The 24405-nt window shown below is 33.7% G+C and carries 23 protein-coding genes; 15 read left to right on the top strand and 8 right to left on the bottom strand.

Annotated elements, in window-relative coordinates:
• Positions 1–6: 6 nt before the first annotated feature.
• Together nadB and nadA are read right to left on the bottom strand one after the other, a co-directional pair.
• Positions 7–1530, bottom strand: a complete 1524-nt coding sequence (nadB, locus tag ACFSC2_RS22730) for an L-aspartate oxidase (protein ID WP_379813390.1) — start codon at positions 1528–1530, stop codon at positions 7–9.
• 29 nt (positions 1531–1559) lie between these two features.
• Complete coding sequence (gene nadA, locus ACFSC2_RS22725; RefSeq protein ID WP_379813389.1) at positions 1560–2492, bottom strand: quinolinate synthase NadA; 933 nt, start codon at positions 2490–2492, stop codon at positions 1560–1562.
• A gap of 327 nt (positions 2493–2819) precedes the next feature.
• Here nadA and ACFSC2_RS22720 point away from each other — a divergent pair, with 327 nt between their 5' ends.
• Entirely contained in the window at positions 2820–3422 is a 603-nt protein-coding gene (locus ACFSC2_RS22720; RefSeq protein ID WP_379813388.1) for a biliverdin-producing heme oxygenase, read from the top strand.
• Positions 3422–5689 (top strand): ATP-binding protein, encoded by a 2268-nt coding sequence (locus tag ACFSC2_RS22715; protein ID WP_379813387.1) that lies wholly within the window; start codon positions 3422–3424, stop codon positions 5687–5689. The genes ACFSC2_RS22720 and ACFSC2_RS22715 overlap by 1 nt, the downstream gene beginning before the upstream one ends.
• Before the next feature lie 127 nt (positions 5690–5816).
• On the opposite strand, the gene ACFSC2_RS22710 is transcribed toward ACFSC2_RS22715, so the two are convergent.
• On the bottom strand, positions 5817–6737 hold the full coding sequence (locus ACFSC2_RS22710) for a phytanoyl-CoA dioxygenase family protein (protein ID WP_379813386.1): 921 nt from the start codon (positions 6735–6737) through the stop codon (positions 5817–5819).
• A 171-nt stretch (positions 6738–6908) separates the two neighbouring features.
• Between ACFSC2_RS22710 and ACFSC2_RS22705 the strand changes: the two genes are divergently transcribed.
• From ACFSC2_RS22705 to ACFSC2_RS22685, 5 genes are all read left to right on the top strand, one after another.
• Positions 6909–8897, top strand: a complete 1989-nt coding sequence (locus tag ACFSC2_RS22705; protein WP_379813385.1) for a GAF domain-containing hybrid sensor histidine kinase/response regulator — start codon at positions 6909–6911, stop codon at positions 8895–8897.
• A gap of 76 nt (positions 8898–8973) precedes the next feature.
• The gene (locus ACFSC2_RS22700; protein WP_379813384.1) at positions 8974–9342 is read left to right on the top strand and encodes a response regulator transcription factor; all 369 of its coding nucleotides are present in this window, start codon (positions 8974–8976) and stop codon (positions 9340–9342) included.
• Positions 9339–10553 (top strand): tetratricopeptide repeat protein, encoded by a 1215-nt coding sequence (locus ACFSC2_RS22695; protein ID WP_379813383.1) that lies wholly within the window; start codon positions 9339–9341, stop codon positions 10551–10553. The genes ACFSC2_RS22700 and ACFSC2_RS22695 overlap by 4 nt, the downstream gene beginning before the upstream one ends.
• A gap of 1 nt (position 10554) precedes the next feature.
• Positions 10555–11376, top strand: a complete 822-nt coding sequence (locus ACFSC2_RS22690) for a hypothetical protein (protein ID WP_379813382.1) — start codon at positions 10555–10557, stop codon at positions 11374–11376.
• A gap of 11 nt (positions 11377–11387) precedes the next feature.
• Entirely contained in the window at positions 11388–12818 is a 1431-nt protein-coding gene (locus ACFSC2_RS22685; protein WP_379813381.1) for a glycosyltransferase family 2 protein, read from the top strand.
• A gap of 31 nt (positions 12819–12849) precedes the next feature.
• Here the strand turns inward: ACFSC2_RS22685 and ACFSC2_RS22680 are convergent, their stop codons facing one another.
• From ACFSC2_RS22680 to ACFSC2_RS22670, 3 genes are all read right to left on the bottom strand, one after another.
• A complete protein-coding gene (locus ACFSC2_RS22680; RefSeq protein WP_379813380.1) occupies positions 12850–13401 on the bottom strand; it encodes an HD domain-containing protein in 552 nt (183 codons plus the stop codon).
• Between the two features lie 63 nt (positions 13402–13464).
• On the bottom strand, positions 13465–13836 hold the full coding sequence (locus ACFSC2_RS22675) for a hypothetical protein (protein WP_379813379.1): 372 nt from the start codon (positions 13834–13836) through the stop codon (positions 13465–13467).
• 21 nt (positions 13837–13857) lie between these two features.
• Positions 13858–14553, bottom strand: a complete 696-nt coding sequence (locus tag ACFSC2_RS22670) for a hypothetical protein (protein ID WP_379813378.1) — start codon at positions 14551–14553, stop codon at positions 13858–13860.
• A gap of 130 nt (positions 14554–14683) precedes the next feature.
• Between ACFSC2_RS22670 and ACFSC2_RS22665 the strand changes: the two genes are divergently transcribed.
• The 8 genes from ACFSC2_RS22665 to ACFSC2_RS22630 all read left to right on the top strand — a co-directional run bounded on the left by ACFSC2_RS22665 (position 14684) and on the right by ACFSC2_RS22630 (position 21152).
• Entirely contained in the window at positions 14684–15517 is an 834-nt protein-coding gene (locus ACFSC2_RS22665) for an SIR2 family NAD-dependent protein deacylase (protein WP_379813377.1), read from the top strand.
• A 294-nt stretch (positions 15518–15811) separates the two neighbouring features.
• Positions 15812–16402, top strand: a complete 591-nt coding sequence (locus ACFSC2_RS22660; RefSeq protein WP_379813376.1) for a Crp/Fnr family transcriptional regulator — start codon at positions 15812–15814, stop codon at positions 16400–16402.
• 76 nt (positions 16403–16478) lie between these two features.
• The gene (locus tag ACFSC2_RS22655; protein WP_379813375.1) at positions 16479–17066 is read left to right on the top strand and encodes an NAD(P)H-dependent oxidoreductase; all 588 of its coding nucleotides are present in this window, start codon (positions 16479–16481) and stop codon (positions 17064–17066) included.
• A gap of 128 nt (positions 17067–17194) precedes the next feature.
• Positions 17195–17416 carry a 2TM domain-containing protein gene (locus tag ACFSC2_RS22650; RefSeq protein ID WP_379813374.1) on the top strand — a complete coding sequence of 74 codons (222 nt, stop codon included), beginning with the start codon at positions 17195–17197 and terminating at the stop codon, positions 17414–17416.
• A gap of 60 nt (positions 17417–17476) precedes the next feature.
• A complete protein-coding gene (locus ACFSC2_RS22645) occupies positions 17477–18289 on the top strand; it encodes an alpha/beta fold hydrolase (RefSeq protein ID WP_379813373.1) in 813 nt (270 codons plus the stop codon).
• A 148-nt stretch (positions 18290–18437) separates the two neighbouring features.
• Complete coding sequence (locus ACFSC2_RS22640) at positions 18438–19079, top strand: putative quinol monooxygenase (RefSeq protein ID WP_379813372.1); 642 nt, start codon at positions 18438–18440, stop codon at positions 19077–19079.
• A gap of 37 nt (positions 19080–19116) precedes the next feature.
• On the top strand, positions 19117–19941 hold the full coding sequence (locus ACFSC2_RS22635) for a DJ-1/PfpI/YhbO family deglycase/protease (RefSeq protein ID WP_379813371.1): 825 nt from the start codon (positions 19117–19119) through the stop codon (positions 19939–19941).
• Between the two features lie 173 nt (positions 19942–20114).
• Complete coding sequence (locus ACFSC2_RS22630) at positions 20115–21152, top strand: adenylate/guanylate cyclase domain-containing protein (RefSeq protein ID WP_379813370.1); 1038 nt, start codon at positions 20115–20117, stop codon at positions 21150–21152.
• Between the two features lie 159 nt (positions 21153–21311).
• Here ACFSC2_RS22630 and ACFSC2_RS22625 read toward each other — a convergent pair whose 3' ends face one another.
• On the bottom strand, positions 21312–22118 hold the full coding sequence (locus ACFSC2_RS22625; RefSeq protein WP_379813369.1) for a hypothetical protein: 807 nt from the start codon (positions 22116–22118) through the stop codon (positions 21312–21314).
• A 169-nt stretch (positions 22119–22287) separates the two neighbouring features.
• Positions 22288–23733: an FAD-dependent oxidoreductase gene (locus tag ACFSC2_RS22620; protein ID WP_379813368.1), complete on the bottom strand. Its 1446-nt coding sequence runs from the start codon at positions 23731–23733 to the stop codon at positions 22288–22290.
• Between the last annotated feature and the right edge of the window lie 672 nt (positions 23734–24405).

Here is a 24405-nt window from a genome sequence, read left to right as displayed (position 1 = left end):
ATTCAGTTAATTTTGAATTTGAGCACTTAGAGAATTTTGTTTTTTGCATTGTTCAATAATGAGCAAAGCGGTTGCTGTCATATTTGAAAATTCTATAAATGGAATCGTAATTTCATTCGGATTAATAGTAGAAATTGCCGTTTCATGAAGCTTTTTTATCTTTTCTTCGGTTAGAACAGGATTACGATTTTCACTGGTATAAAAAGAAGTTACCAGTATCTGAAGTTCTTTTTTTAGAATATCAAAAGCATGGTAATCATTTGATTGTTCTGTTTTTGGAAATTTTGGTATTAATATTTTGGATGAAAAAGTAAAGCCAGCGATAGTTTTATTTATATCTTCTGAAGCCTGATGTGCAAATACTAAAGCTTCGAGAAGCGAATTAGAAGCCAATCGATTTTTGCCGTGAAGTCCCGTTCTGGCACATTCACCAATTGCATATAAGTTTTTGATAGCCGTTCTTCCGTTTTGATTTACTTTTATGCCTCCACATTGATAATGAGCCGCAGGAACAATCGGAATCAAATCTTTTTTTTGGTTTATTCCTTTTTGATTGCAAAAAGCTGTAATTGCAGGAAAATGATAAGTAAAAGCTTCGTAATCAAGATGTCTGCAATCCAAATACATATGCTCTTGGTCGCTGAATTGCAGTTCTTTAAAAATAGCTTGCGAAATAATATCACGCGTAGCCAATTCGCCTCTTGTATCATATTTAAACAAAAATCTTTTTTGATCTTGATTTACAATATGGGCGCCAAAACCCCTTACAGCTTCGGAGATTAAAAACAACGGATTTTCAGTGCTGGAATGTAAAGCAGTAGGATGAAATTGTATGTACTGCATATCTTCAATTTCAGCTCCTGCACGAGCCGCCATCGCAATTCCATCTCCAGTTGCAATTCGCGGATTGGTAGTATTTTCAAAAAGCTGACCACATCCGCCTGTACACAACACTATAGTTCTAGCTCTGATATATTTTATTCTATTGTATTTTTTATCATAAAAAAAAGCACCGCTGCAAGTTGTTTTATCTTTTTTAGTTTCAGTATTTAAATCAATAACCTGATGATTTTCCCAAAGCTCAACATTCGGGAGTTGTTTGATAATTTTAAGTAGTTTTTGTTCTATTTCAAGTCCAGAATTATCTTTATGGTGCAGAATTCTGTTTTGAGAATGGCCGCCCTCTAAACCTAAATCCCATTTTCCTTCTTTATTTTTATCAAACTCGGTCCCAATTTCCAGAAGTTCTTTTAATCGGTCTGGTGCTTGTTGAACTACCATTTTTACAATTTCGGGATCACAATGCCCGCCTCCAGCTTCTATTGTATCTTTAATATGCTGCTTAAAACTATCCGAATTATGGTCTGTAACTACAGCAATACCACCTTGAGCAAGTCTTGTATTGGTGTTTTTTGCCGTTTCTTTGGCCATGATAACAAGTGATAAATCGGGACGTTGCTTTGCTGTTTTCATAGCAAAAAATAATCCCGAAATACCAGAACCAATAATTAATACATCTGTTTTTAGCATGTTATTTTGATTTAGAATTATTGCGTTTTTCAAGATAATTGAAGCATTTTTTCAATCGGTTTTAAAGCTTCTTTTCTAAGTTCTTCTGAAAGCAGCATTTCGGGGCTTTCATTTTTTAGGCACAAATACAATTTCTCAAGTGTATTAACTTTCATGAAAGCACATTCGCTGCAAGCACAAGTATTGTCTTCTTTTGACGGCGCTGGAATTAATGTTTTTTTAGGAACCGCTTTAGAAAGTTCGTGCAGAATTCCCGCTTCGGTAGCGACAATAAAAATTTCTGAAGGATCTGTTTTTATGAAGTTAATAATGCCGGATGTTGATCCGATATAATGCGCTGCTTTTAAAATATGAGTTTCAGATTCGGGATGCGCTGCGATCTTTGCGGTTGGATTTTTGGTATAGATTTCAATTAATTTTTCCAGTGAAAATGCTTCGTGAACTACGCACGAACCTTTCCATAAAACCATTTCGCGCTGTGTTTCTTTTTGAAGATATTTACCCAAATTCTGATCTGGAGCAAATATGATTTTCTTATTTTCAGGAATCGAATTAATAATTTTTTTGGCATTCGCCGAAGTGCAGACCAAATCGCTCATCGTTTTTATTTCGGCAGAACAATTAATGTAGGTAACAATCACATGATCTGGATATTGCGCTTTGAATGTTTTAAAATCTTTTGGATCGCATCCGTCGGCTAGCGAACAGCCCGCTTCCCAATCTGGAAATAGTACTTTTTTGTTCGGATTCAAAATTTTGGCTGTTTCTGCCATAAAAAGTACACCCGAAAAGACAATAATAGCGGCATCGGTATTTTGTGCTTTTTTAGCCAGTTCAAGACTATCTCCAATAAAATCAGCTATTTCCTGAATGTCTTCATTTTGATAATAATGAGCGAGGATTACAGCATTTTTTTCTTGTTTTAATCGGAGAATTTCCTGCATTAAAAAAGTTTTGTCCATTTTTTTTGTATTAATTTCTTCCAAAACTCTGGATAGAAATAGTTTGTGGTTTTAGTAATATCTGTTTTTGAAAACCTTTCAGTATCTCATTTTAATAGGGTAAATATAGAAGCATCAATTTTTTCAAATCATGATCCAAATCATGCTTTTTGATATTTGTTTGATTATATTCGAAATGTTTTTTTATCCTAATTTTAAAGACTTTTCGGATGATTTTGCACTAATAAAGCATTGATTAAATGTTACATCAACAGAATAGTTTTTTTTATTAAATTTGCTTTTGGAGAAGCTGCTTTTGGCTTTTCATAAAAAATAATTTTTAAAACAATGAGTTCTAATCCTGCTCCTCTGATATCATCAAATTTTCTTAACGATTTAAAAAGTAAAACGTCAGATTCCCATAAAAAACTAGAAAGCCTTCCGGTTTCATCTTCAATACTTTCTCCCGAAATGAAAATTGAAGATTACTGCCATTATTTAGCATTAATGCAAGATGTTCATGATGATACCGAAGCAGTTGTTTTTCCTCTAGTATCAGACATTATAGAAGATTTAGAAGAAAGAAAAAAGAGTCAGCTGCTAGAAAACGACCTTCAATTTCTTAACTTCAAAAAAGAAAGTTATAAGTCCGTTTTTGATAATCAAGAAATGTCAGTTCCTTTTGCACTTGGTGTTTTTTATGTGATTGAAGGATCTACGCTTGGCGGAAGATTTATTTTGAAAAATGTAACTTTAAATGAGCAATTATCCCAAGGAAAAGGCGTTTCTTATTTTAGTGGTTACGGAGATAAAACAGGAAGCTACTGGAAATCTTTTCTAAATGTTTTAGAGCAATACGAACAACGTTTTAATTGTGGAGATGAAATTATAAAAGGTGCAGTTTACGGATTTGAAAGCATATATAATCATTTTCTCAGTACAGAAAAATAATGAAGATTAAAGATATAGTCAATCGGGATATTGTTACACTAACCAATTGTGACCAAGAACCCATACATATTCCAGGCAAAATTCAGCCGCATGGTTTTTTAATCGGCCTTACTGCAGAATGGAAAATCGATTTTTGTACTGACAATATTTCGTCATTTATTGACATCACACATTCGCAGGCACTTGGCAAAACTTTTGAGACTGTTTTCGGTTCAAAAGCCCAAGAACAAATTTTTGGTTATATTAATGAAGAAAAAATTAAGGATGCTTTTCCGTTAGAAATTGAACTTAACGGAAAATTATTCCAAATCAGTATTCATAAAAGTTTTGATATTTATGTACTTGAGGCTGAACCTCAGTTTAATAAAGAAAAACTAGCCGACGTTTATACACAGACAATTCAGTTTGTAACCCAAATGAATAACACCAGATCGCTTAAAGATTTGTGTGCTTTGGTGGCGCAGGGAACCCGCGAAATCACCGGTTACGACCGTGTAATGATTTATCGTTTTGATGAACAATATAATGGTGAAGTTTTTGCCGAAAATTGCAGAGAAGATTTAGAGCCTTTTCTGGGCCTTCATTATCCGCATACCGATATTCCGGTACAAGCAAGGGAATTGTATATTAAAAATCTGCTTCGTTTGATTGTGGATATTGATTATGACCCTGTTCCAATTTTTACCGTTGATGATCAAGAAAATAAAAATCTTGATTTAAGTCTTTCTATTTTAAGAAGTACTTCTCCGATTCATGTCGAATATTTGAAAAATATGGGAGTAGGCGCCACGCTTACTATTTCATTAATTCATCACGATCGTTTATGGGGATTAATTGCCTGTCATCATTATTCAAAGAAAAATATTTCGCCCGAAATAAGGCTTGCTGCCAAACTTCAGGGGCAGTTTATAACTTCTCAAATTGATATTCGTCAATCTAACGATGAAAATATAAGTGCCAGAAAGTCATCTGAGGCTTTAGAATATTTGACAGCTTTAGAATTACCGCTTGTTGAAGATACACTGAAAACAATCGTAAAAACACCGCAATTACTTCAGATTTGTAATGCTGCGGGAGTTGCAATTGTATTTCGAGATAAGATTTATAAAAATGGTTTAGCGCCTTCAGACGAACAGATTAATACGTTGATTACAAGTATTAATGAAGCAAAAATCAATCAATTATTTTCCACCAATAAACTAAGCGATCATTTTCCGCAGCTTGAAAAATGTTCCAATTTTACAGGGATTATTTACCACCCGCTAGGAAGTTCGGATTGCATTATCTGGTCCAGGCCGGAAACTATTTCGGAGATTAATTGGGGAGGAGATCCTGAAAAAAGCATCATAAAAGACAGTACTGGACTGCATCCGAGAAATTCTTTTAATATCTGGAAACAGATCGTGAAAGACCAAAGCAGTAATTGGAAACAATTCGAAATCAATACAGCGGCACAATATGCGCACGCACTGCATAATAATTTGATGATGATTATGCTTACGGAGGAAGAAGAAAAGTACCGTAATCAGAGTGAAATTTTGAGAGAAACCAATCTGGAGTTAGAAAATATTAACTGGATTAGTACGCATGATTTGCAGGAACCGCTTCGCAAAATTCAGATGATAGTTTCAAAAATGATGTCCGATTTAAATGGAGAGCCGGAAAATCCTTTTTCAAATTCGCTGGAACGTGTTTCAAAATCGGCGAGCAGAATGAGAATTTTGCTGGAAGATATTCTGAAATATACACGAATTAAAAATACCAAAGAGAAATTAGAAAAAACAGATTTAAATCTAGTTTTAGAAACGACATTGGATGAAATGAAAGAAGTTATTGCAGAAAACAATGCTGTAATAGAATTCGAAGAACTTCCTTCAGTACATGCAATTGGATTTTTAATGCGTCAGCTGTTTTCTAACATTATACAGAATTCTTTAAAATACGCTTCGCCAGAAAGAGTTCCGGCCATTAAAATTACAGCCTCTCAAGAACCCGTAATTATAAAAGATCTTTTTAATGTGTATTGTTACTGGGTTCGCTTTTCGGATAACGGAATTGGTTTTGAACAGCAGTATGCAGAATCTATTTTCAAAGTATTTACAAGACTGCATCCGCAGCAGGAATACAGCGGATCTGGAGTTGGTTTAGCATTGTGTAAAAAAATCATGCAGACAGTAGGCGGTACCATTCATGCCGAAGGAAAACCAGGTAAAGGAACTACCATTACAATCTATTTTCCTTGTGATCCAGAAGATTCATTACTATAAAAAAGCTCTTTAAGAAATTTTCTTAAAGAGCTTTTTAGCTTATAGATTATTTAGTCAATTCAAAAGAAACATTTTCTAATTTGAAACAAGTTTTTTAGTTCTTTAAAATGCTTTCAATTTAGAAAAATCAAATCCATTCTCCCGTCGCATTAAAATCGTTGGGTAAATAAGTGAGATATTGTACAATTCTTGGCTTTTTTCCTTTATTAGCAGTTGCACAATGCGGTAATCTGTTATCCCAGATTATAAAATCGCCTGCATTGCCAGTTATAGCTTCCGGTTTTAGGGATTCGACCGCTTTCGCTCTCGGATTTTCATTAGGACTTAAATTATCCAGCCAAGATTTTATTTCATTATGAAAACCTGGAACACAGTGAAAAGCGCCATCTTCGATTGTGCAATCAGTAAGATAAAGCAAACCCTGAAGCGCAAAAGTTATAGGCTGTTTTAAACTTGTATCCCAATGAAGCGCACTTCCAAGAAAAGTAAAATTTTCGGTTTCTGGAGGATTAAAACTTACTTTGTCTATCGTCTTATAGATTTGAGTCGTATTATAAAGCTGTTCGTATGCTTTTTTGATTTTCGGAGAAAACCTGTTTTTGTTTAATGTGGCGTGGTCTGAGAAATTGAGCATCAAACCTTTATGATCTTCGTGTCTCTTGTACCAAGTTTCTTTTTCATCAGGATTCATTTGCAGGAATTCCCAAACAGCCTTTTCTGTTTCTTGGCATTCTTTTTTTGAAATTACATTTTTTACAACCACATAACCATTTTCAGCCCAAAATTGAAGATCTTCTTCCGATAAAACGTTCTCAGTTAAATCTTCAGATTCAGAGTTTTCGTTTTTTTGTCTTTTAGAAATCCAATTTTTAAAAGTTTGGAAATCTGGTTTTTCAAAATACAAAAACTGTAATGTATCTTCCATTCCTATTCCCAGCTGATAGAGTGTTTTCACTTCGTTATCCCAAGTTTGTGTGTCATTTTCTTCAACATTATTGGAACCATTTACAGAACGGTTCCATAATTTTTCGAGGATAGTCCAAGGCATAATTTAGGTTTAAAGGATTAAATTATAAATGTAAAAACAATATATAAACTTACAAAAAAGAGTGATTCATCAAAAAATAAACGATGTAAGTTATAGTGCACAAGGGTTAAGCAGTTATTATTAGAGTTTTAAGGGATTTTAATTTATCTTTGTAGACTTTATTTCCTACCAATGCAAGACAATAATTTCCCCATTCCAGATAACGAATTGCAGCGTTTAGCGGCTTTAAAACGCTACAATATTCTTGATACTCTTCCTGATCACGCTTTTAACGACGCGACAAAACTCGTTTCTTACATATGCGGTGTGCCAATTGCACATATATCTTTTATTGACGAAAGCAGGCAGTGGTTTAAGTCTGAAATAGGAATTGGAGTCTCTGAGGTGCCTCGCGAAATCACTTTTTGCCGTTATACGATATTGCAGTCAGAAATGGTTGAAATAAATGATACATTTCTGAACGATCGTTTTAAAGACGATCCTAATGTAACTGGCGGCTTTAAAGTACGATTCTACGCCGGTGTTCCGCTTACAACGCCAGACGGCTATAATATCGGGACAATTTGTGCAGTAGATCATGTTACGAAAACGCTTAATGAAAATCAGCGAAATGCACTTTCAATTGTTGCGAAACACGTTATCAATCAATTAGAACTTCAAACTAAAAATATTGAACTTGATAAACAGAAAAAAATAGCAGAGAAAGCGGTTTTTGCTAAAGATAGTTTTCTGGCGAATATGAGTCATGAAATTAGAACACCGTTAAACTCGATAATTGGTTTTACAGATCTTCTTGCACAGACAAATCTGAATGAAGTACAAAGTGAATATATTGATAATGTACAGATTGCAGGAGAAAATCTGCTTTTGATTGTAAATGATATTCTGGACCTTTCTAAAATTGAATCTGGAAATTTGACGATAGACGCAGAACCTTTCAATTTAAAAAAGACACTAAAACACGTTTATAATTTACTTAAAGTTAAAGTTCAAAAAGATGTTGAATTTAATCTTTATCTCGATGCTGATTTACCCGAAATGGTGGTTGGAGATCAAGGAAGATTGAATCAAATTTTGGTGAATCTTATTGGCAATGCGCTTAAGTTTACTGTTGAAGGAGAAGTAACGGCTTCTGTAAAAATGATAGAACAAACCGATAATTCCTATTCATTAAAATTCTCTGTAAAAGATACTGGAATCGGAATCCAGAAAAATAAAATTAAAACCATTTTTAACCGATTTACGCAAGGCGAAGAAAGTACAACCCGAACGTATGGAGGAACTGGACTTGGATTAAATATTGTGAAACAATTAATCGAATTACAGCAATCTGAAATTCATGTAAAAAGTGAAATGGGACATGGTTCTGAATTCTTCTTTACGCTTGCCTATAAAAGAGCCAGCCCAAGTGAAAATACGGTCAAAGCTCCATCAAAAAATGATTTGGGACAGCTTAAAATTTTGCTTTGCGAAGACAATGTTTTGAACCAGAAATTGGTAAGAAGCGTAATGAATAATTTTGGTTTTGAATTGGATATCGCATCAAACGGAGAAGAAGGCATTGAACTTTTGAAAACAAAAGAATATGATTTGGTTTTGATGGATCTTCAAATGCCTGTTAAAGATGGTTATCAGACAACAGAATATATTCGAAACGAAATGAAACTTCCTATTCCGATTATTGCCATGACAGCGCATTCTTTGGTAGGAGAGCAGGAACGTTGTTTTAAAGTCGGAATGAATGCTTATGTACCAAAACCATTTAAACAGCCCGTACTTTTAAAAGCAATAAAAACCGTAATGACGAAAGAGCCTGAAGCAGAAAGAAAGAGAGTTTTAGATTTGTCTTTTTTAGATGAAATGGCTTGCGGTGATCCCGATTTTAGACGAGAAATGATCAATCTTTTTGTAGAAAAGATTCCGAACGATGTAGCGCAGTTAGAAGAAGCTTATAAAAATGATGATGCCGATGCTGTAAAAAGACTGGCGCATAACATGAAATCTAGTTTGGATATTTTTATGTTGGAAGATCTGAGTAATTGCGTTGCCGTAATTGAGGAAGAAGCATCAACTGGACAGATTTCGACCGAAATTTTTGATAAAATAAATATTTTACACTGCGGAATCATTGAAACAGTAAAAATATTAAAAGAGCTATGAAAAACGAGAAATAAACTCTAGCTTTACAATATAAACCGATATTTAGAAGTATAATTGCCCCAAAATAATAAAAGTAATGAGAATTATTTTAGCCGAAGATAATGACATCCTACGCAAATCATTATCATTTTTCTTAGAATCAAAAGGATTTATTGTAGATCAATTTTCTGATGGAAGAGAAGCAATCGATGCCATCGCAGAAAATAATTACGATTTAATCTTAACCGATATAAATATGCCCGGAAGCAGCGGAATGGAAATAACGCAGCACGTAAGGCAGCATTTAAACTCAGAAGTTCCCATCATAATATTGACTTCGTCTGGAGTAGAACAAACCGAATTAGATTCTTTTGATATCGGTGCCAATGAGTTTATTGCAAAACCCGTAAGTCCCGCTGTGCTTTTAGTAAGAATTAATAAATTATTAAAAACACATGTCAGATGAAGTTTATTTATTACACTTTTTTTTTCTTTTTAGTTTCAATCACTGTTTTCGGACAGGAAATTACTATTGATGAAACGCTGGCAAAAGTAAAACAAGAAGCAGAGAAAGAACATTATGATAAAGCTTTATCGTTGATAGAACCGCTTCGTGCCAAATATCCTGAAAATGAAGATATTCAAATTTATACAGGAAGAATCTACAGCTGGAAAAAAGATTATAATACAGCGCTAAAAATACTATTGCCAATGGCAGATAGAGCAAATCCGAATCTGGAGGCTGTTGAGGCAGTAATCAACGTTTATTTTTGGTCAGAACAATACGAAAAATGCATCAATTACTGCGATAAGTTTTTGGCGGTACAGCCTAATTCGGTTGACGTTTTAAAAACAAAAGTTACTTGTTTAGAAAAGCTGAATCGTGATCAAGAAGCATTAGAAATTATAGAAAGAGCTTCTCTTGCAGACAACAGCACGCAGGCTTTTAGAGGAATACGAACACTTATCGGACGTAAAGCTAAAAATGCAGTATCCGTTTCTTATTTAAATATTTCAACATCAGATCCTGGGCAATCTCCTTCGCATTATGCTTACGCGGAATATTCGCATAAGTTTTCGAAATCAGCAATTGTTGGGCGCGCCAATATTGGAAACGTAAACAATTCTACACAAATGTTATTTGAAGCCGATTTTTATCAGACTTTCAAAAACAAAAGTTATTTATACGCAAACGCAGGAGCTTCTACAGGAGAAACTGTTTTTCCTGTTGCCAAAGTGGGTTTAGAATATTACTTCAAACCACAGAAAAAATTTGACTTCTCGCTTGGAGCCAGATTCATGCATTTTGAAAATGACGATGTAACCTTGCTTACAGGGCAATTGGCTTATAATACAGGTTCTTACACCATTGCGTACCGTCCGTATTATGATACTTCTAACGAATTATTTTCGCATGTTTTAAGTCTTCAAAAAGTAAATGAAGAAAAAGAGCGAATTCTTCGTTTTGAGCTTCAATACGGAAACGTTCCCTATTTATATCTCTACAATGGTTTATCATCGCCATTAACGTCTTACAGAGCAGGTGTACAATATCAGTATCGTTTTGGAGACTCCTTTTTTGTACGTCCGATTTTTCTATACGAATATGAAGAATATATCCCGGGAGAATATAGAAACAGGTTTAATGTACAGTTGATTCTAACAAAACGTTTTTAGAATGGAAAAGCTTTGGGAACTTTATAGAAACGGAGATTGGGTCGTACCTTTTTTAATCTTTTCGATTGGCTTTTTCATTATAACTTCGGTGCTTTTGTATTTACTGATTATCGAAAGCAGAAGCAAGAATATTAGAAGACAAAGACTTAGAACAGAATATAATAACTCTATTGATAAAATAATGTCTTCGGTTATTTTTGAAGGCGTTTCTTTTGCTTCCATAAAAGAAGATAAAAATTTTATGGTGCTTTTTGATACCGTTTTCTTTAGATCAGTAATTATGGAATCGGTTCTTAATCTTCATAAAAATTATGATGGTGTGTATGCAGAAAAACTAGAGCAGTTTTACAAAGATTCTGGATTAATCGGAGATTCATTTAAGAAACTCAAAAGTTTGAAATGGGAGATAAAATGCAAAGGAATTACAGAACTGGCAGAGTTTAATATCACCACTGCCTTTGATCGTATTTTGACTTTTTCTAAAGCTCGAAAAAAGACTTTAAAAATTACAGCTTTAAACGCCTGCATAAAACTTGCAGGAACAAGAGGAATTATACATCTGGCAGAACATTCGGATCCTATTGATGACTGGACACAGCTTAACATTATCGCTGCTTTCAAAAAGCATGATATTGGCGATACCAAAGGCGTAGAACTTTTATTAGAATCAAAGAATACGACGGTAATTGCATTGGGTTTAAAACTAATAAAAGAGCTTAAACTTACCCAAAAGGTTCCTTTTGTGTCGCAATTGGCCGCGCAGGCACCGAATACTTTAATTAAATACGAAGCAGAAAGCATAATACAAGCACTTACTGCTTAAAAACAAAACAAATGACTGTTTTTACTAACGATATAATGTGGTTTATAGATTGGTATATTATCCTGATTTTAGGATATGCAATACTAATCATGTCTTCTTATTTGGTGCTGGCTTATCTTTCTACAAAAGAATTAAGAAGTTATCTAAAAAAAAATAGTTTTGTAGATTATGAAGTGTTGCTGACCAGCGAATTTGCTCCAAAACTATCTTTAATTGCTCCGGCTTATAATGAAGGTTTTACTATCGAAGAAAATGTAAAATCGTTACTGTCTTTAAATTACAACAATTATCAGGCAATTGTGGTAAATGACGGAAGTAAGGATAATTCGATGGAAATCTTAATTAACACTTACGATCTTGTTTTAACCGAATTGGATATTAATCCTAAAATTGAAACAAAAAAAATAAAAGGAATTTACACTTCTAGAAATGCCGCTTTCAAAAAACTAATTGTCGTTGACAAAGAAAATGGAGGTAAAGCAGATGCATTAAACGCGGGATTAAATATTGCACAAAATCCATATGTGGTTTGTATTGATGTGGATTGTATTCTGGATAAGGATTCGCTTTTAAAACTTGCAAAACCATTTTTAGAATCTCACGGAAAACGAATAATTGCAACGGGCGGTGTTGTACGAATTGCCAATCAATGTATTATTAAAAACGGACGTTTGGTCGAAGTAAATGTTCCAGACGTAATGCTGTCCAGAATACAGGTTTTAGAGTATTTAAGAGCTTTTCTTTTAGGAAGAATGGCTTGGGGACGTCTCGACGGTTTATTGCTTATAAGCGGTGCTTTTGGAGCATTTGACAAAGAAATTGCTTTGCTGGCCGGAGGATATGATACCAAAACAGTAGGCGAGGATATGGAATTGGTGGTAAGAATGCGCCGTTATATGCTTGAGAATAAATTGCCTTACACAGTTTGTTATATTCCAGATCCGCTTTGTTGGACAGAAGCTCCAGAAGATTTTAAAATATTCAAAAAACAACGCAGCCGATGGATGAGAGGAACAATCGAAACCTTGAGTTTTCATAAAAAAATGTTCCTTAACCCAAAGTATAAATTATTAGGAATGCTGAGTGTGCCTTATTGGACATTGTTCGAATTTCTGGCGCCGGGTATTGAGTTTATCGGACTTTTAGTAACACTTTTGTTTATTGTTTTCGGACTTTTAAACTGGCACTTTTTCTTTTTACTGCTTTTATTTGTCTATACTTTTGCCGTTTTCTTTTCAGTGATTGCCTTATTCAGCGAAGAGCAGACGTATCATAAATACCCAAAACAAAGAGACTTTTTTAAACTGCTTTTAGCGGCTTTTATCGAACCATTGTATTTTCATCCAATGACTGTTTATGCTGCTTTAGTTGGTTATAAAGAAAAAATAGTAGGAACCAAAGGCTGGGGCGAAATGACCAGAAAAGGTTTTACCAAAAAATAGTTAGATTTAATTGTATCGTATTTTTAGAACACTAAAAATACGATACATAATGATCAATTTTTTCTTTTAATCTGTTGGCCAAATAGGCATTTCCTTCCTTTAAATTCTCATAAACTAAAAGCGACTCGGTGTGATATTGCTTTTTCTTTTCTGTTGTCCAATAAAAAGGGGGAGAGTACAAATTACAGATTCGATCAGCCATTTTTACCGACCAGACTTCTTTAGGCTGTTTTTTAATTCTCGTAAGACTATCTATCATTTGATCGTCTTTATCCAGTGAAGTATTTTTGGTTAAAGCGCTCACACCATTTGCAACAGTTTCACCAAACAAATCCTTAACCGAATCAAATGTAAAAGGTGTATCTTCTATAGAATCGTGTAAAAGAGCGCAAGACACAGCAAAATCACCATTTAAAGTTTCATCATGCTGTAATGCTTGTAAAATCTCAAAAGTCACACTTCCGATATGATTAATGTATTCAATTTGAAGACCTTCTTCGTCGCCTCCATATTTTTGTCCCTGATGTAGTTTAGCAATTAAATTCCATGTTTTTTGCAGATGATCGATTGACCAGTTTTTCATATTTTCAACTTAAATTATAAAATCGTTTCCTGTAAATATAACGAATAATTTGGCTTTTTTAGTTTAAGTTATGTCGCTTTCTTTCAAGAAATTTACAGCTTCAGCAGTATCGATTTTATTTTGTGGAGGAAGTTTTTTTTGTAAAATAGAAGTAATAAAATCTTTGGGCAGTTCAATTGATTCTTTCTCAAAATAATAAAGAATATAGTTAGGCCAAATCCAGTAACCATCGGTGTAATAACTGATGCCGCCAATTATATTTTTATCATTTGGAATTAAAGACTGAACGACTTTCATAGTCACAGCAAAACAAATGCCGCTTTGCAGATAATTCAGAATTTGAACTTTATGATCGTAAAGACAATTCTTCTGATAATCAAAATAGCTTTTAGCATTTTTTTGATTGTATTCTTTTATTAAACCGATGATTTCCATAGTATAAAGGAGATAAATTGTTTAACTGACTCTAAAATAAGTTTGTATAATTGTATCGTCTTTTTTTTGAATCAATTCCATTTCAACTTCGTTAGAATTATAGAGTTGTCCGCGGTAAATCCATCTAAAAATATTGGGATAAAGCGTTTCGTCAATAATAGATTCTTGAGAAATAATTTCTTCATTTTCAATATTATAAATAAAACCTTTGTTGGAAAAAGCTTCAAAAACCTGAATCTGAGAAGCATTTTTAAAATACGCCCATTCGATATCTACTTCAGCAGGGAATTTTATTTTATTTGTTTCTAAAGTATTGAGATTGGTCAAAATCAAGCTTCTGGAATTGATTGTCAAATGATAATCAGCGTAAAAAAAACTTCCTTTCAATTGATCTGTATACGTGCTGCCATTTTCTCTAAAATATATTTTTAAGTTAGTTTTTGAAAAATTGGTAGTGTCAAGTAAAATACGATCTGCACAAGGAATAAAAGCAAAATTTCGTGTTGGATGTTCGATCTCCATCTTTTCGTTGAAATTGCAATTCAATTTGTCAGTGGAAAATAAAGCTTCCGTTTGATCAATTCCTTCAATAAATAAAGCATAATAAAACAATTCGAAACCTCTGTGTGGTTCTTCCCAGCCAAGATATTTTAATTCGATTTTCTGATTTGGATTCGTAAGCGAACTTAAATTCTCAATTTTAGATAATTGGATCATGCTGATTTAAAAGGCTTTTTTGAAATTTGAAACTTCTGGTCTTATTTCAAATATAAGAAATATAGTCATGTTGCTGTCGCCAAACTTTGGATTATATTTGTTTTAGAATGAAGGAAAATGCAAATAAATAATGAAAGAACAGCTTGAGCAGATTATAAAAGAAGTTTACCAAAAGAAAAATAGAAATCTATTTACATTTTTAACAGGAGCAGGAATCTCAGCCGAAAGCGGAATCCCGACTTATAGAGGAACTGACGGAATCTGGGTTAAGGGAACTAAATTTCATAAACCTGAAGAGTTTGGGACGTTTGAATATTTCAAAGAAAATCCTGAAGAAGTCTGGCAGTATTCGCTTTTTAGAAAAAAAATGTTTGAAAATGCACAGCCAAACCAAAGCCATTTTGAATTGGTCGAAATTGAAAATCTTCTGCAGGACCGTTTTCATTTAATTACGCAGAACATTGACAATCTGCACAGACGCGCTGGTACAAACCAATTATACGAAATTCATGGAAAACCGAGAGAAATAAAATGCTCAAACGGATGTAAAGAAATTTTAGATCTTCCTATTGAAATTGAAGGAAAAAATCAAGACGAAGATTTAACTCAAAAAGATATAGAACTTTTAAAATGCCAAGAGTGCGGTGCGTGGATGCGACCGAATATTTTATGGTTTGATGAACGTTATAACGAAAAAACAAATAAAGTATTCAGTTCTTTAAAAATAGCTAAAAATTCGGGTGTTCTGTTTATTATAGGTACTTCTGGAGCAACAAATCTGCCAATGACTATTACCGAAACAACCTTAAAATACGGAGGAACAATAATAGACATTAATACAGAAGACAATTTTTTTACTGCTAAAATAAAAGACAAAAAGAATAAACTGATTATTAGAGAAACAGCTTCGGATGTTCTTGAAATGATAAAAAACATTATTAAAGAAACCGTAGTGAATAGTTAAGATTTACTTTGAATGTGATATAACCGCAAAGTACGCAAAGGTTTTTTTTCTGATGTAAAACGCAAAAGTTCGCAAAGCTTTGTGTTGAAACCAATCTTTGCGTTAGACGCACTGCTGTGCGTCTCTACAATCGCTGTATGTTCAAACTATTGTATAATCTCAAAGCTTTGCGAACTTTATAAAAATCATTAAAAACCCTTAACTAACTTTGAGTAAATCTTCGCGTTCTTTGCGTTAAAATAACCAGTATCTGTTTTTTTTCGTATTTTTAAAGGGATTAAAAATCAAAAGATTATGGAGTCAGAAACAGCATTTTTTTTAGAATCAGTCAAGAAAATCTGCCCGAATGTAACAGATCAGGAGCTGGCTCAATTTACCTCAAAAATTACCGTCGAAGAATTAGATAAAAAAGACTTTTTTCTTCAATTTGGCAAAACCCAGAAAGCCATTGGATTTATTGCCAAAGGATTAGTCCGTTCTTCTTTTATGGATAAAGATGGAAACGAAATAACGGTTGGTTTTTATGCCGAAGGCGAGTACGCTACACATTATGCCTCATTCCTTACGCAGCAGCCAAGTAAATATTCCATTCAATGCCTTGAACCCACCACAATGGTCTGCCTTTCTTACCAAAACATGCAGTGGATTTACGAAAACTTACCCAATTTCGAAAAATACGGACGTTTGGTTGCAGAAGAAATTCTTGTGAGGCAACAAGCTCGTATAGAAAGTTTTATATTTCAAACAGCAGAAGAACGTTATTTAGATTTTATTAAAAACCATTCCGATTTGTTTAATCGCATTTCGATCTCGCAGCTTTGCAGTTTTTTAGGCATCGAAAGACAATCACTTACCCGAATTCGACAGAAACTAGCTCATAAATAGCATTTTGACACATTTGTGTCAGGAACCGCCTTCCTATATTTAAAATCTTTGCAGTGTCAAATTAAAATAAGCTGCAATGAAAACGAATATCTTATTAATTCTCGGACACCCTTCCCAAAACTCTTTTTGTAACGCACTTTTAAACGCTTACAAAAAAGGAGCAGAGCGCACAGGCGCAAACGTAAAAACCATTTATATCTCTCAATTAAAGTTTGATGTCAATCTTGCTGACGGATATAAATTTGGAGAAACAAAACCCCTTGAAGACGATTTAATTCATTCTCAAGAGTTAATCAAATGGGCCGATCACGTTGTTTTAGCGTATCCGAATTGGTGGGGATTTATGCCCGCCGTTACAAAAGGATTTATCGACAGAATCTTCATACCTGGATTTGCCTTTAAACATCACTCAGGAAAAATCTTTCCAGAAAAACTCTTAAAAGGAAAAAGCCTAAGATTATTAATCACAATGGACACGCCAAAATGGTGGTTCTATCTCATCTATCGTGCTTCACAATATCAAATCCTAAAAGACATCGTATTCGGTTATGTCGGATTCGATCCTATCAAATTTTCCACTTTCGGATTTATGCGAAAATCAACTGAAAAACAACGTACTAAATGGCTTGCTAAAGTTGAGAAATTAGGAGAGAAGTTGATTTAAGAATTTAATGATAGAAAATAGAAAATAGAGAATAGAGAATAGAGAATAGAAAATAGAGAATAGAGAATAGAGAATAGAGAATAGAGAATAGAGAACAATAAACTATTAACAACAAACATCAAAACATCATGAGACATTCAATAAAAGAGTACAAAGCGGCTCATATCAATCCAGAAAAAGGTTTTAGAATTCACTTATTAGTATTTGTATTGGCAAATCCAATTATTTGGGCGGTTTGGTTTTTAACCGATACGACTTATTTATGGCCGGTATGGCAGACAGGATCTTGGGCAATAGGTTTACTATTTCATTATTTGGGAGTATATGTTTTCAAAAAGAGAAACCATTAATAAAACGGAAATGCCGAAAACCGTATAAATAGAGGCACCAATCAATTAAAATTTAAAACAATGAAAAAAACAATTTTAACGCTGTTGACAGCAGTATTTTCATTTTCAACATTTGCATCATGTTCGAATAATGAAGAAGTATTAGTAACAAAACCACAAACATACGTTTTCGTGCATGGTGCATGGCAGGCACCGTATGTTTGGGATGAAGTAAAAAATGATCTGATTAAGAAAGGAAATCAGGTTGTTGTTGTAGAACTTCCAGCGCACGGTGCTGACCAAACGCCAGCATACACTGTATCTATAGAAAGTTATCGTGATAAAGTTATCAGTGAAATCAATAAAGTAGAAGGAAAAGTCATTTTGGTAGGACACAGCATGGGTGGTATGGTTGTAACGGCCGTTGCCGAAAGTATTCCGACCAAAATCAGCAAACTGGTTTACATTGGTGCTTTTGTACCAGAATCGGGACAGAATTTAGCTGAACTTTCTATGAAAGATCCGAACTCTAAATTGGGTCCATTCTTGAGCCAGTCTGCCGATCAATTGTATTTGAATGTAGATGTAAAAGAATTGACGAATCTTTTTATCGCTGACGGAAATGCTGCAGCCAAACAAAAAGTAACAGAAAATTACCGACCTGAACCCGCTATTCCGTTTGGAAGTAAAGTGAATTGGACAAAAGAACATTTTGGAAGCGTAGAGAAAATCTATATCAAAACCTTACAGGATGTTGTGATTTCGCCAAAATTTCAAGAACAAATGATTGCTTCGGCTGCAATTAAAACCGTGTATTCGGTCAATGCCAGTCATTCACCTTTTTTATCACAGCCAAAAGCCGTTTCAGATTTACTGCTTAAAATCGGTAACTAAAAAGAAGATTATGGAAGTGGCAAATAGTAGAAAAAAGATCTTTAAGAAAATGACGCTGCTGTTTTTATTATGCAGTATGATTATGATAGCTGAAAATAGAACAAAATTTGTTAAATTTAAACTTGAAAAACCTGAAAATCAATTTATTATGAATAAGATAACGCGTTACGAAGTAAAGAAAGAGTTTCAAGAAAGTTTTCAAAAAGCGGTAAGTAATTATGTTTTGGCTTCACTTTCAAATGAGGATAATATTATGGCCGAAGCGTATTTCGAAAAAGAAAACCAATCGGTAATCTGGCTGTTTGAAAGATGGACGAATCAAAAGGAATTCGACAAATTCAAAGAAAATCCAGCAGCTGAAGCACTTCAAACATTAACCCAAACAGCTTTGCTAAAACCCGAAAAAGCGATCTATGTTAATGATTTAGAACCTATTTCTAAAGAAGAATGGCGAAGAACGAGTAAAAAAGAGGACTCGCAGCTCACCATCATGTTATTCGTAGATGCCAAAAGCGGAACGGAAGAAAACTTCAAAACAACTTATCACACGGCGATGCCTCAATTTAGAAGCGAAGAAGGTGTTGTAACGTATCAGTTATCTCAATTTGTTGATGATCCGACCAAGTTTATCACCTTCGAGAAATTTAGAAGCGACGATGCTTTTCAGTTTCACTTAAACTTTCCGCCGATCCAGCCTGTTTTGGATTATCTGAATTCCAGCATCAAAAAACAGCCTTTTCAGGATGGAATTCACAACCTTATTGAGTTTGCACCGCTGACTCGAGAATAATTAAAAAACGGATTCATAATCAATAAAAAAATTAAAAATGAAAACAATTAATAAAATCGCTGCAGTACTTGTATTTAGTATGATTACAGCAGCAAATGTAGAAAGTCAAACAACAGTAAAATCAAAAGAGATGAATGTAAATTATGCAAATGAACTGGCTGTCGTAAACCAATTGGCAACGCAGTCTGCGGTTGTCAATATGCCGGTAACACAATTATTGAATGCTCCTGGAAATGAAGCGTTAAAAGCGTTCTTTTTTACGCCGGTAAAAAACAAAACGGCTTTAAAAGGAAAGAAAATAGCTGTTTTGGTAGCAGATGGTTTTGAAGAAATCGAATTAACAGGACCAGTTTGGTATTTTAAAGAATTGGGAGCAGAGGTAGAAATCGTATCGCCAAAATACAATCCGGCACCAGAAAGATATGGACTTGCTTTTCCAGAAATGGCCAAAACCCATGTTATGGCGATTCAATATTTACAGCCCGTTGGCTGGATAAAATTTGACCGAACAGCCGACCAGATCAAAGTAAGCGATTACGATGCCGTATTTATTCCCGGCGGTGCGTGGAATCCAGATAATTTAAGATATGATAAAGATGTGATTCAATTTATTAAGGATTTTAATCAGTCAGGAAAATTAATCGCAGCTATTTGTCACGCGCCTGTTGTATTGGCTTCTGCAGATATTTTGAAAGGAAAAAAACTAACGGGATATTGGAATATTCAAGTTGATTTAAAAAATGCTGGCGGCACTGTGCTAGAACAATCTGTTGTAACGGATGCAAATATTATTACCAGCAGACATCCAATTGATGTTGCCGATTTTTCTAGAGCTGTAGAAAACTGGCTGGTTAAAAAATAATTTTTAATGAAGCGATTTGATGGCAGAAAAGCAATTTTCTGCTATCATTTCTTTTTTTGAGATTTCAGCTTAAAATGAACTAATTTTATTTGCAGTTTCCGTGCGTTATTTGAACGCGGATTATATGAATTTGTTATTAAGAAAACGCGAATAAAACGGCTAACTTTTTCTTTATGGAATTACCTAAAATACCTTTCTTTAGAAAATACAGCTTGGTTTTTAAAGCAATCGTAATCGGCGGTTTAATTGGTTTGTTTTATACCATATTGAGCGATGCAGGAAAAGAATACGAATCACTAAAAATTCTTCCGGGAACATTGATCGGAATTTCGATTGGTTTTATTGTAATCATTTTCGAAAAGTCGCTTTCATGGCTTAATAATTATTCTTTTATTGGTTCTATAATATTAAAAGCGCTTATTTACAGCGTTTTTATTGTACTGTTTCTACTGCTTTTTGTGGTGTTTTTTTCAGAAATTTTAAGCCATGTTTCATACGAAAAAGCATTGACAAAATACATTCACGAGCGTTTGGTAAAAGATTTTGTGTTTTCAATTGGTGCTTCAATTCTTATGATTCTTTTTTTAGAAGTAAGCAGTCTTTTAAACAGCCGTTTTTTCTACAATTATTTCACAGGAAAATACCATCGCCCGACACAGGAAGAACGAATTTTTATGTTTGTCGACGTAAAGTCATCAACCACAATGGCAGAACAGCTTGGCGATGTTTTGTACAGCAGATTGCTGCAAGATTTGTTTAATGATTTTACCGATGCAATTTTGGCTTCTAGAGCCGACGTTTATCAATATGCCGGCGACGAAATTATTCTGACTTGGAAAACAGACGCAGGATTAAAAGAAAACAGATGTCTGTATTGTTTTTATCTGCTCAAAGAAAGCATTAAAAACAAAGAAGAGTATTATCTACAGCATTATAATCTGGTACCAAAGTTTAAGGCTGGAATGCACATTGGTAAAGCCGTAACTACTTGGGTTGGAAAAGTAAAAAAGGAAATTGTTTATCATGGTGATTTACTCAATACAACTTCGAGAATTCAATGTAAATGCAACGAATTAAATCATGATTTTGTAGTTTCGGAGGCAATAAAAAATGCTGTAAAAACGTCTTCAGTTACTTTTAAGCATCAAGGAGAAATTGTTCTTCGCGGTAAAGCACACCCAATGAAATTATATACAGTTGATTTTTTATGAATTAATACTATTATAAACCGCTGGGTGAAATTAAAATCTTATTTGATCTGCTTTTATAAGATCATAACAGATTTAAATCTAAATTAGGGAGTAAAATTGAAAAATAATTTCACCCAATGGGTTATTATAAATTTGATAACGGATATCTTCTAATTTATCTTATTTTCTTTGATGCTGCAAAGTATAACCGCTGTCTAAAAGTTCGCCAACGATACTCAAAGCTGTTTTATCAGTACTCATACTATATTGAAGTGTTCCAAAGGTGTCAGGTTTTATTTTAAATACCTTATTATCAAATGTTATCAATTCCTCGTATAAGAATTTATCATATCCAGCATGTTTACTGCTCATATTGTACCAAGTTGCAATAAGATTATTGTCTAAGTCAAAAACTTCATATTTCTGTATTCCCATACCCGTTGTTGCTGCTATTTTAATAGTTCCAATATTTGTTGGGAGTGGTTGTTTTGTAATTGCACTATAAATATTTCCGGCATTATCAATTGAGATTTTATATTTCTCAATGCGTTTTGTCTTTTCAATAGCAGCGTTGGCCTCATTTTTAATTTTCGCTGAAACGCCTGTTGCTTCTCCGTTGATATAGTTTTCAATAGCTTCTGGATTAATTCCTTCAGCACTTAAAAAACCTTTATCTATAAAAGCTTCAATTACACTTTTCTGCTGATTTAAAGGATTGAATTTTTTGTAATCTACTTCATTTGTTTTTCCAGTTGCAGCACTTTTTAAAACCATCCATCTTTTTCCAGAAGATTCTAAAAATTTTAGTTCTGCATTTACAACGTATTGTTTATCCAAGTTTGAGATTTGAAAATTAGGTTTTTTACCTGTTATATAGGCAACCAGTTTTTCATCTAATTTTACTTCTTCATTTTTAACTTTAATCTCTTGGGCATAAGCACAAAAAGTTAGTATCGACATTAGTGCAGTACAAATTGATTTTTTCATTTAGAATTGATTTGAATATTTTTTTAATTAAAAAACAGGTTTACGATTGGGTAAAAATACTGTAAATGAATTAAATATTACATTTAAATTATTAAGTTTTTTATTGTTAAATGAAAATATATTTCCTTGTCGGCTATTTGTCAGGATTTTAGAAGAGTAAGTTTTAGAATCACTTATTTTTCAAACAACTTCCTCTCGGGTGATCGGCTTCAAACAATACAATTTCCGAATGAAGAAAATCGGCTGCAGCTGCAGAATCTTTTACTTTTACAGCGCTTCTTTCCAGCATTTCAGATTCGAATTCTGTTAAAACACTTTTACGCAATCCGTTTTCTTTCCAAAAATCTTTCGATTTACAACCTTTATAAATACCTCTAGCCAATGTTAGTGCATCCAAAAGAGCTTGATTAGCGCCTTGTCCTTTAAACGGACTCATAGGGTGCGCAGCATCGCCGATTAGAGTTATTGGTCCGTTGTTTTCTAATAATTCTTGCTGCAATAATTCTCGATCGTAAACAGGATAACCCGAAATCTGTTCTGTATTTGTTGCTTGTATTATTTGAGGAATAGGAGAGTGCCACTGCGTTCTTTTAAGAGCTTCTTCTTTAAGTGCCTGAGTTCCTAAACTGCTTAACGTTTTGGCTTCTTCTTCAGACATCGGAAAACTTAACTGCCACATTATAGAATCGGAGGTAAATGGCATCATATAAATTCGTTCGTTACCATTAGCCGTTTGAAAAACGGTAGCCGAATCCAGTAATTCGCTTTCAACATCTTCGAGAGCGCTCAAAGGACAAATACCTAAAATTACAATACAACCTAAGTAACGCAGAGGAGTTTTTTCGCCTATTAATAAGGTTCTCACAACGCTTCTAATTCCGTCGGCACCTACAACAAGATCGGCTTTAGTATTTTTTATTTCACCATTTACCTCAAACCTTAAATCGATGGTTTTGTCTTCAGATTGTTTAAAATCAAGTAATTGATGTCCCCATTTTACAGCATTATTGTCGCCTAGTTGTTCTAACAAAGCCAAACGAAGCGATTGTCTTGCGATATGTATATTACTGCGTTTTGGTGCCGTTCTTTCATCAGAATGAATCCATTTTCTAACGCCCCATTCACCAACAACTTTTCCTTCTGGAGTATGAACCAAATGACGGGTTGAAACTACGCCTTCATTCAATGAAAAAATCCCAAAACCTTCAATTGCTTTACTGGCTTGTTGTAACGTAAGACCATAACCTTGCGATCGGGCTTCAAAATGATTGTCGCGTTCATAAAGTGTAAATGGAATACCACGATGCAGACAAGCAACGGCTAAAGCTACTCCGCCAATACCGCCGCCAATAATAGCTACGTGCGGATAATCGGGGTTTGGAGCTGGAGCATTTTCAGCAGGAATAAGTCCAGATCCAGAGCATTTTAAACAATTATAAAGCGGTGCTTTAGGTTTAAGAGGCGCAATACCTTCACCATTTGTTTTTTCAAACTGCTCTAAAGCATTTTGATAATCAAGACGAACTTTTTTGTTCAGTCTGCGGCTTTTTTTGCCTCGTCCTTGACATTCTTCACAAATAGTCCAATTATTGTCTTTATGTACTGCTTCTTTCACTCGATATTTTTTCCTGAATTGAATTTCAGATTTAAACGAATACTCATATTCTGTGGCAAAAGTACTCAAATATATTCGAAATAAATATCGTACAACTCGCAGTATAAATTAGAACTTATAGCCTTTATAATTTGAAATCATCTGATGGTTTTTAGTATTTATAAAAAGAATAAAAAACTTCTATTAACTCATTTTTTGAAAATTTAACATAATGAATTGCAAAAAATCCTACAGAGTTTAAATTAAGCTTTATTTCTTAAGTGTTTTGTTTTTAGTGTTTTATAAATTTTAGTCTTTTTTACTTAACATTTTTTTTGCAAAAAGTTTGATTTAAATTTTGGGAGTAGTTTTTTTAAATATACTTTTGTTCTATCAAATTAGTAGAATTTAAGAGTTTGTAAGGAACTAAACGAATTACATACCAAAATGTACTTCATTTTTAATCTGAAAAAATAGACTTTGTGAGTGATAGTTTACTATTAAAATTCTTGAATTTTAAATCGTTATGAAAAATTTGAAGACCAGTTTAAATAGTAGTAATCCAAAATAGAAAGAAAAATGAAAAAACGAATGTGCTGCAGATAAAAAACCATTTCTGTTGCAGCAGAAATGGTTAAAGCTTAAAAGAAATTGTACATCTCTATAAGGAAGCGAAAACGGAATGAATCTGTT

It is taken from the genome of Flavobacterium artemisiae (assembly GCF_042678225.1).
GTDB classification, from domain to species: Bacteria; Bacteroidota; Bacteroidia; order Flavobacteriales; family Flavobacteriaceae; genus Flavobacterium; species Flavobacterium artemisiae.
Note: the sequence above shows the minus strand (reverse complement) of the source record. Positions and strands in the feature narration are given on the sequence as shown.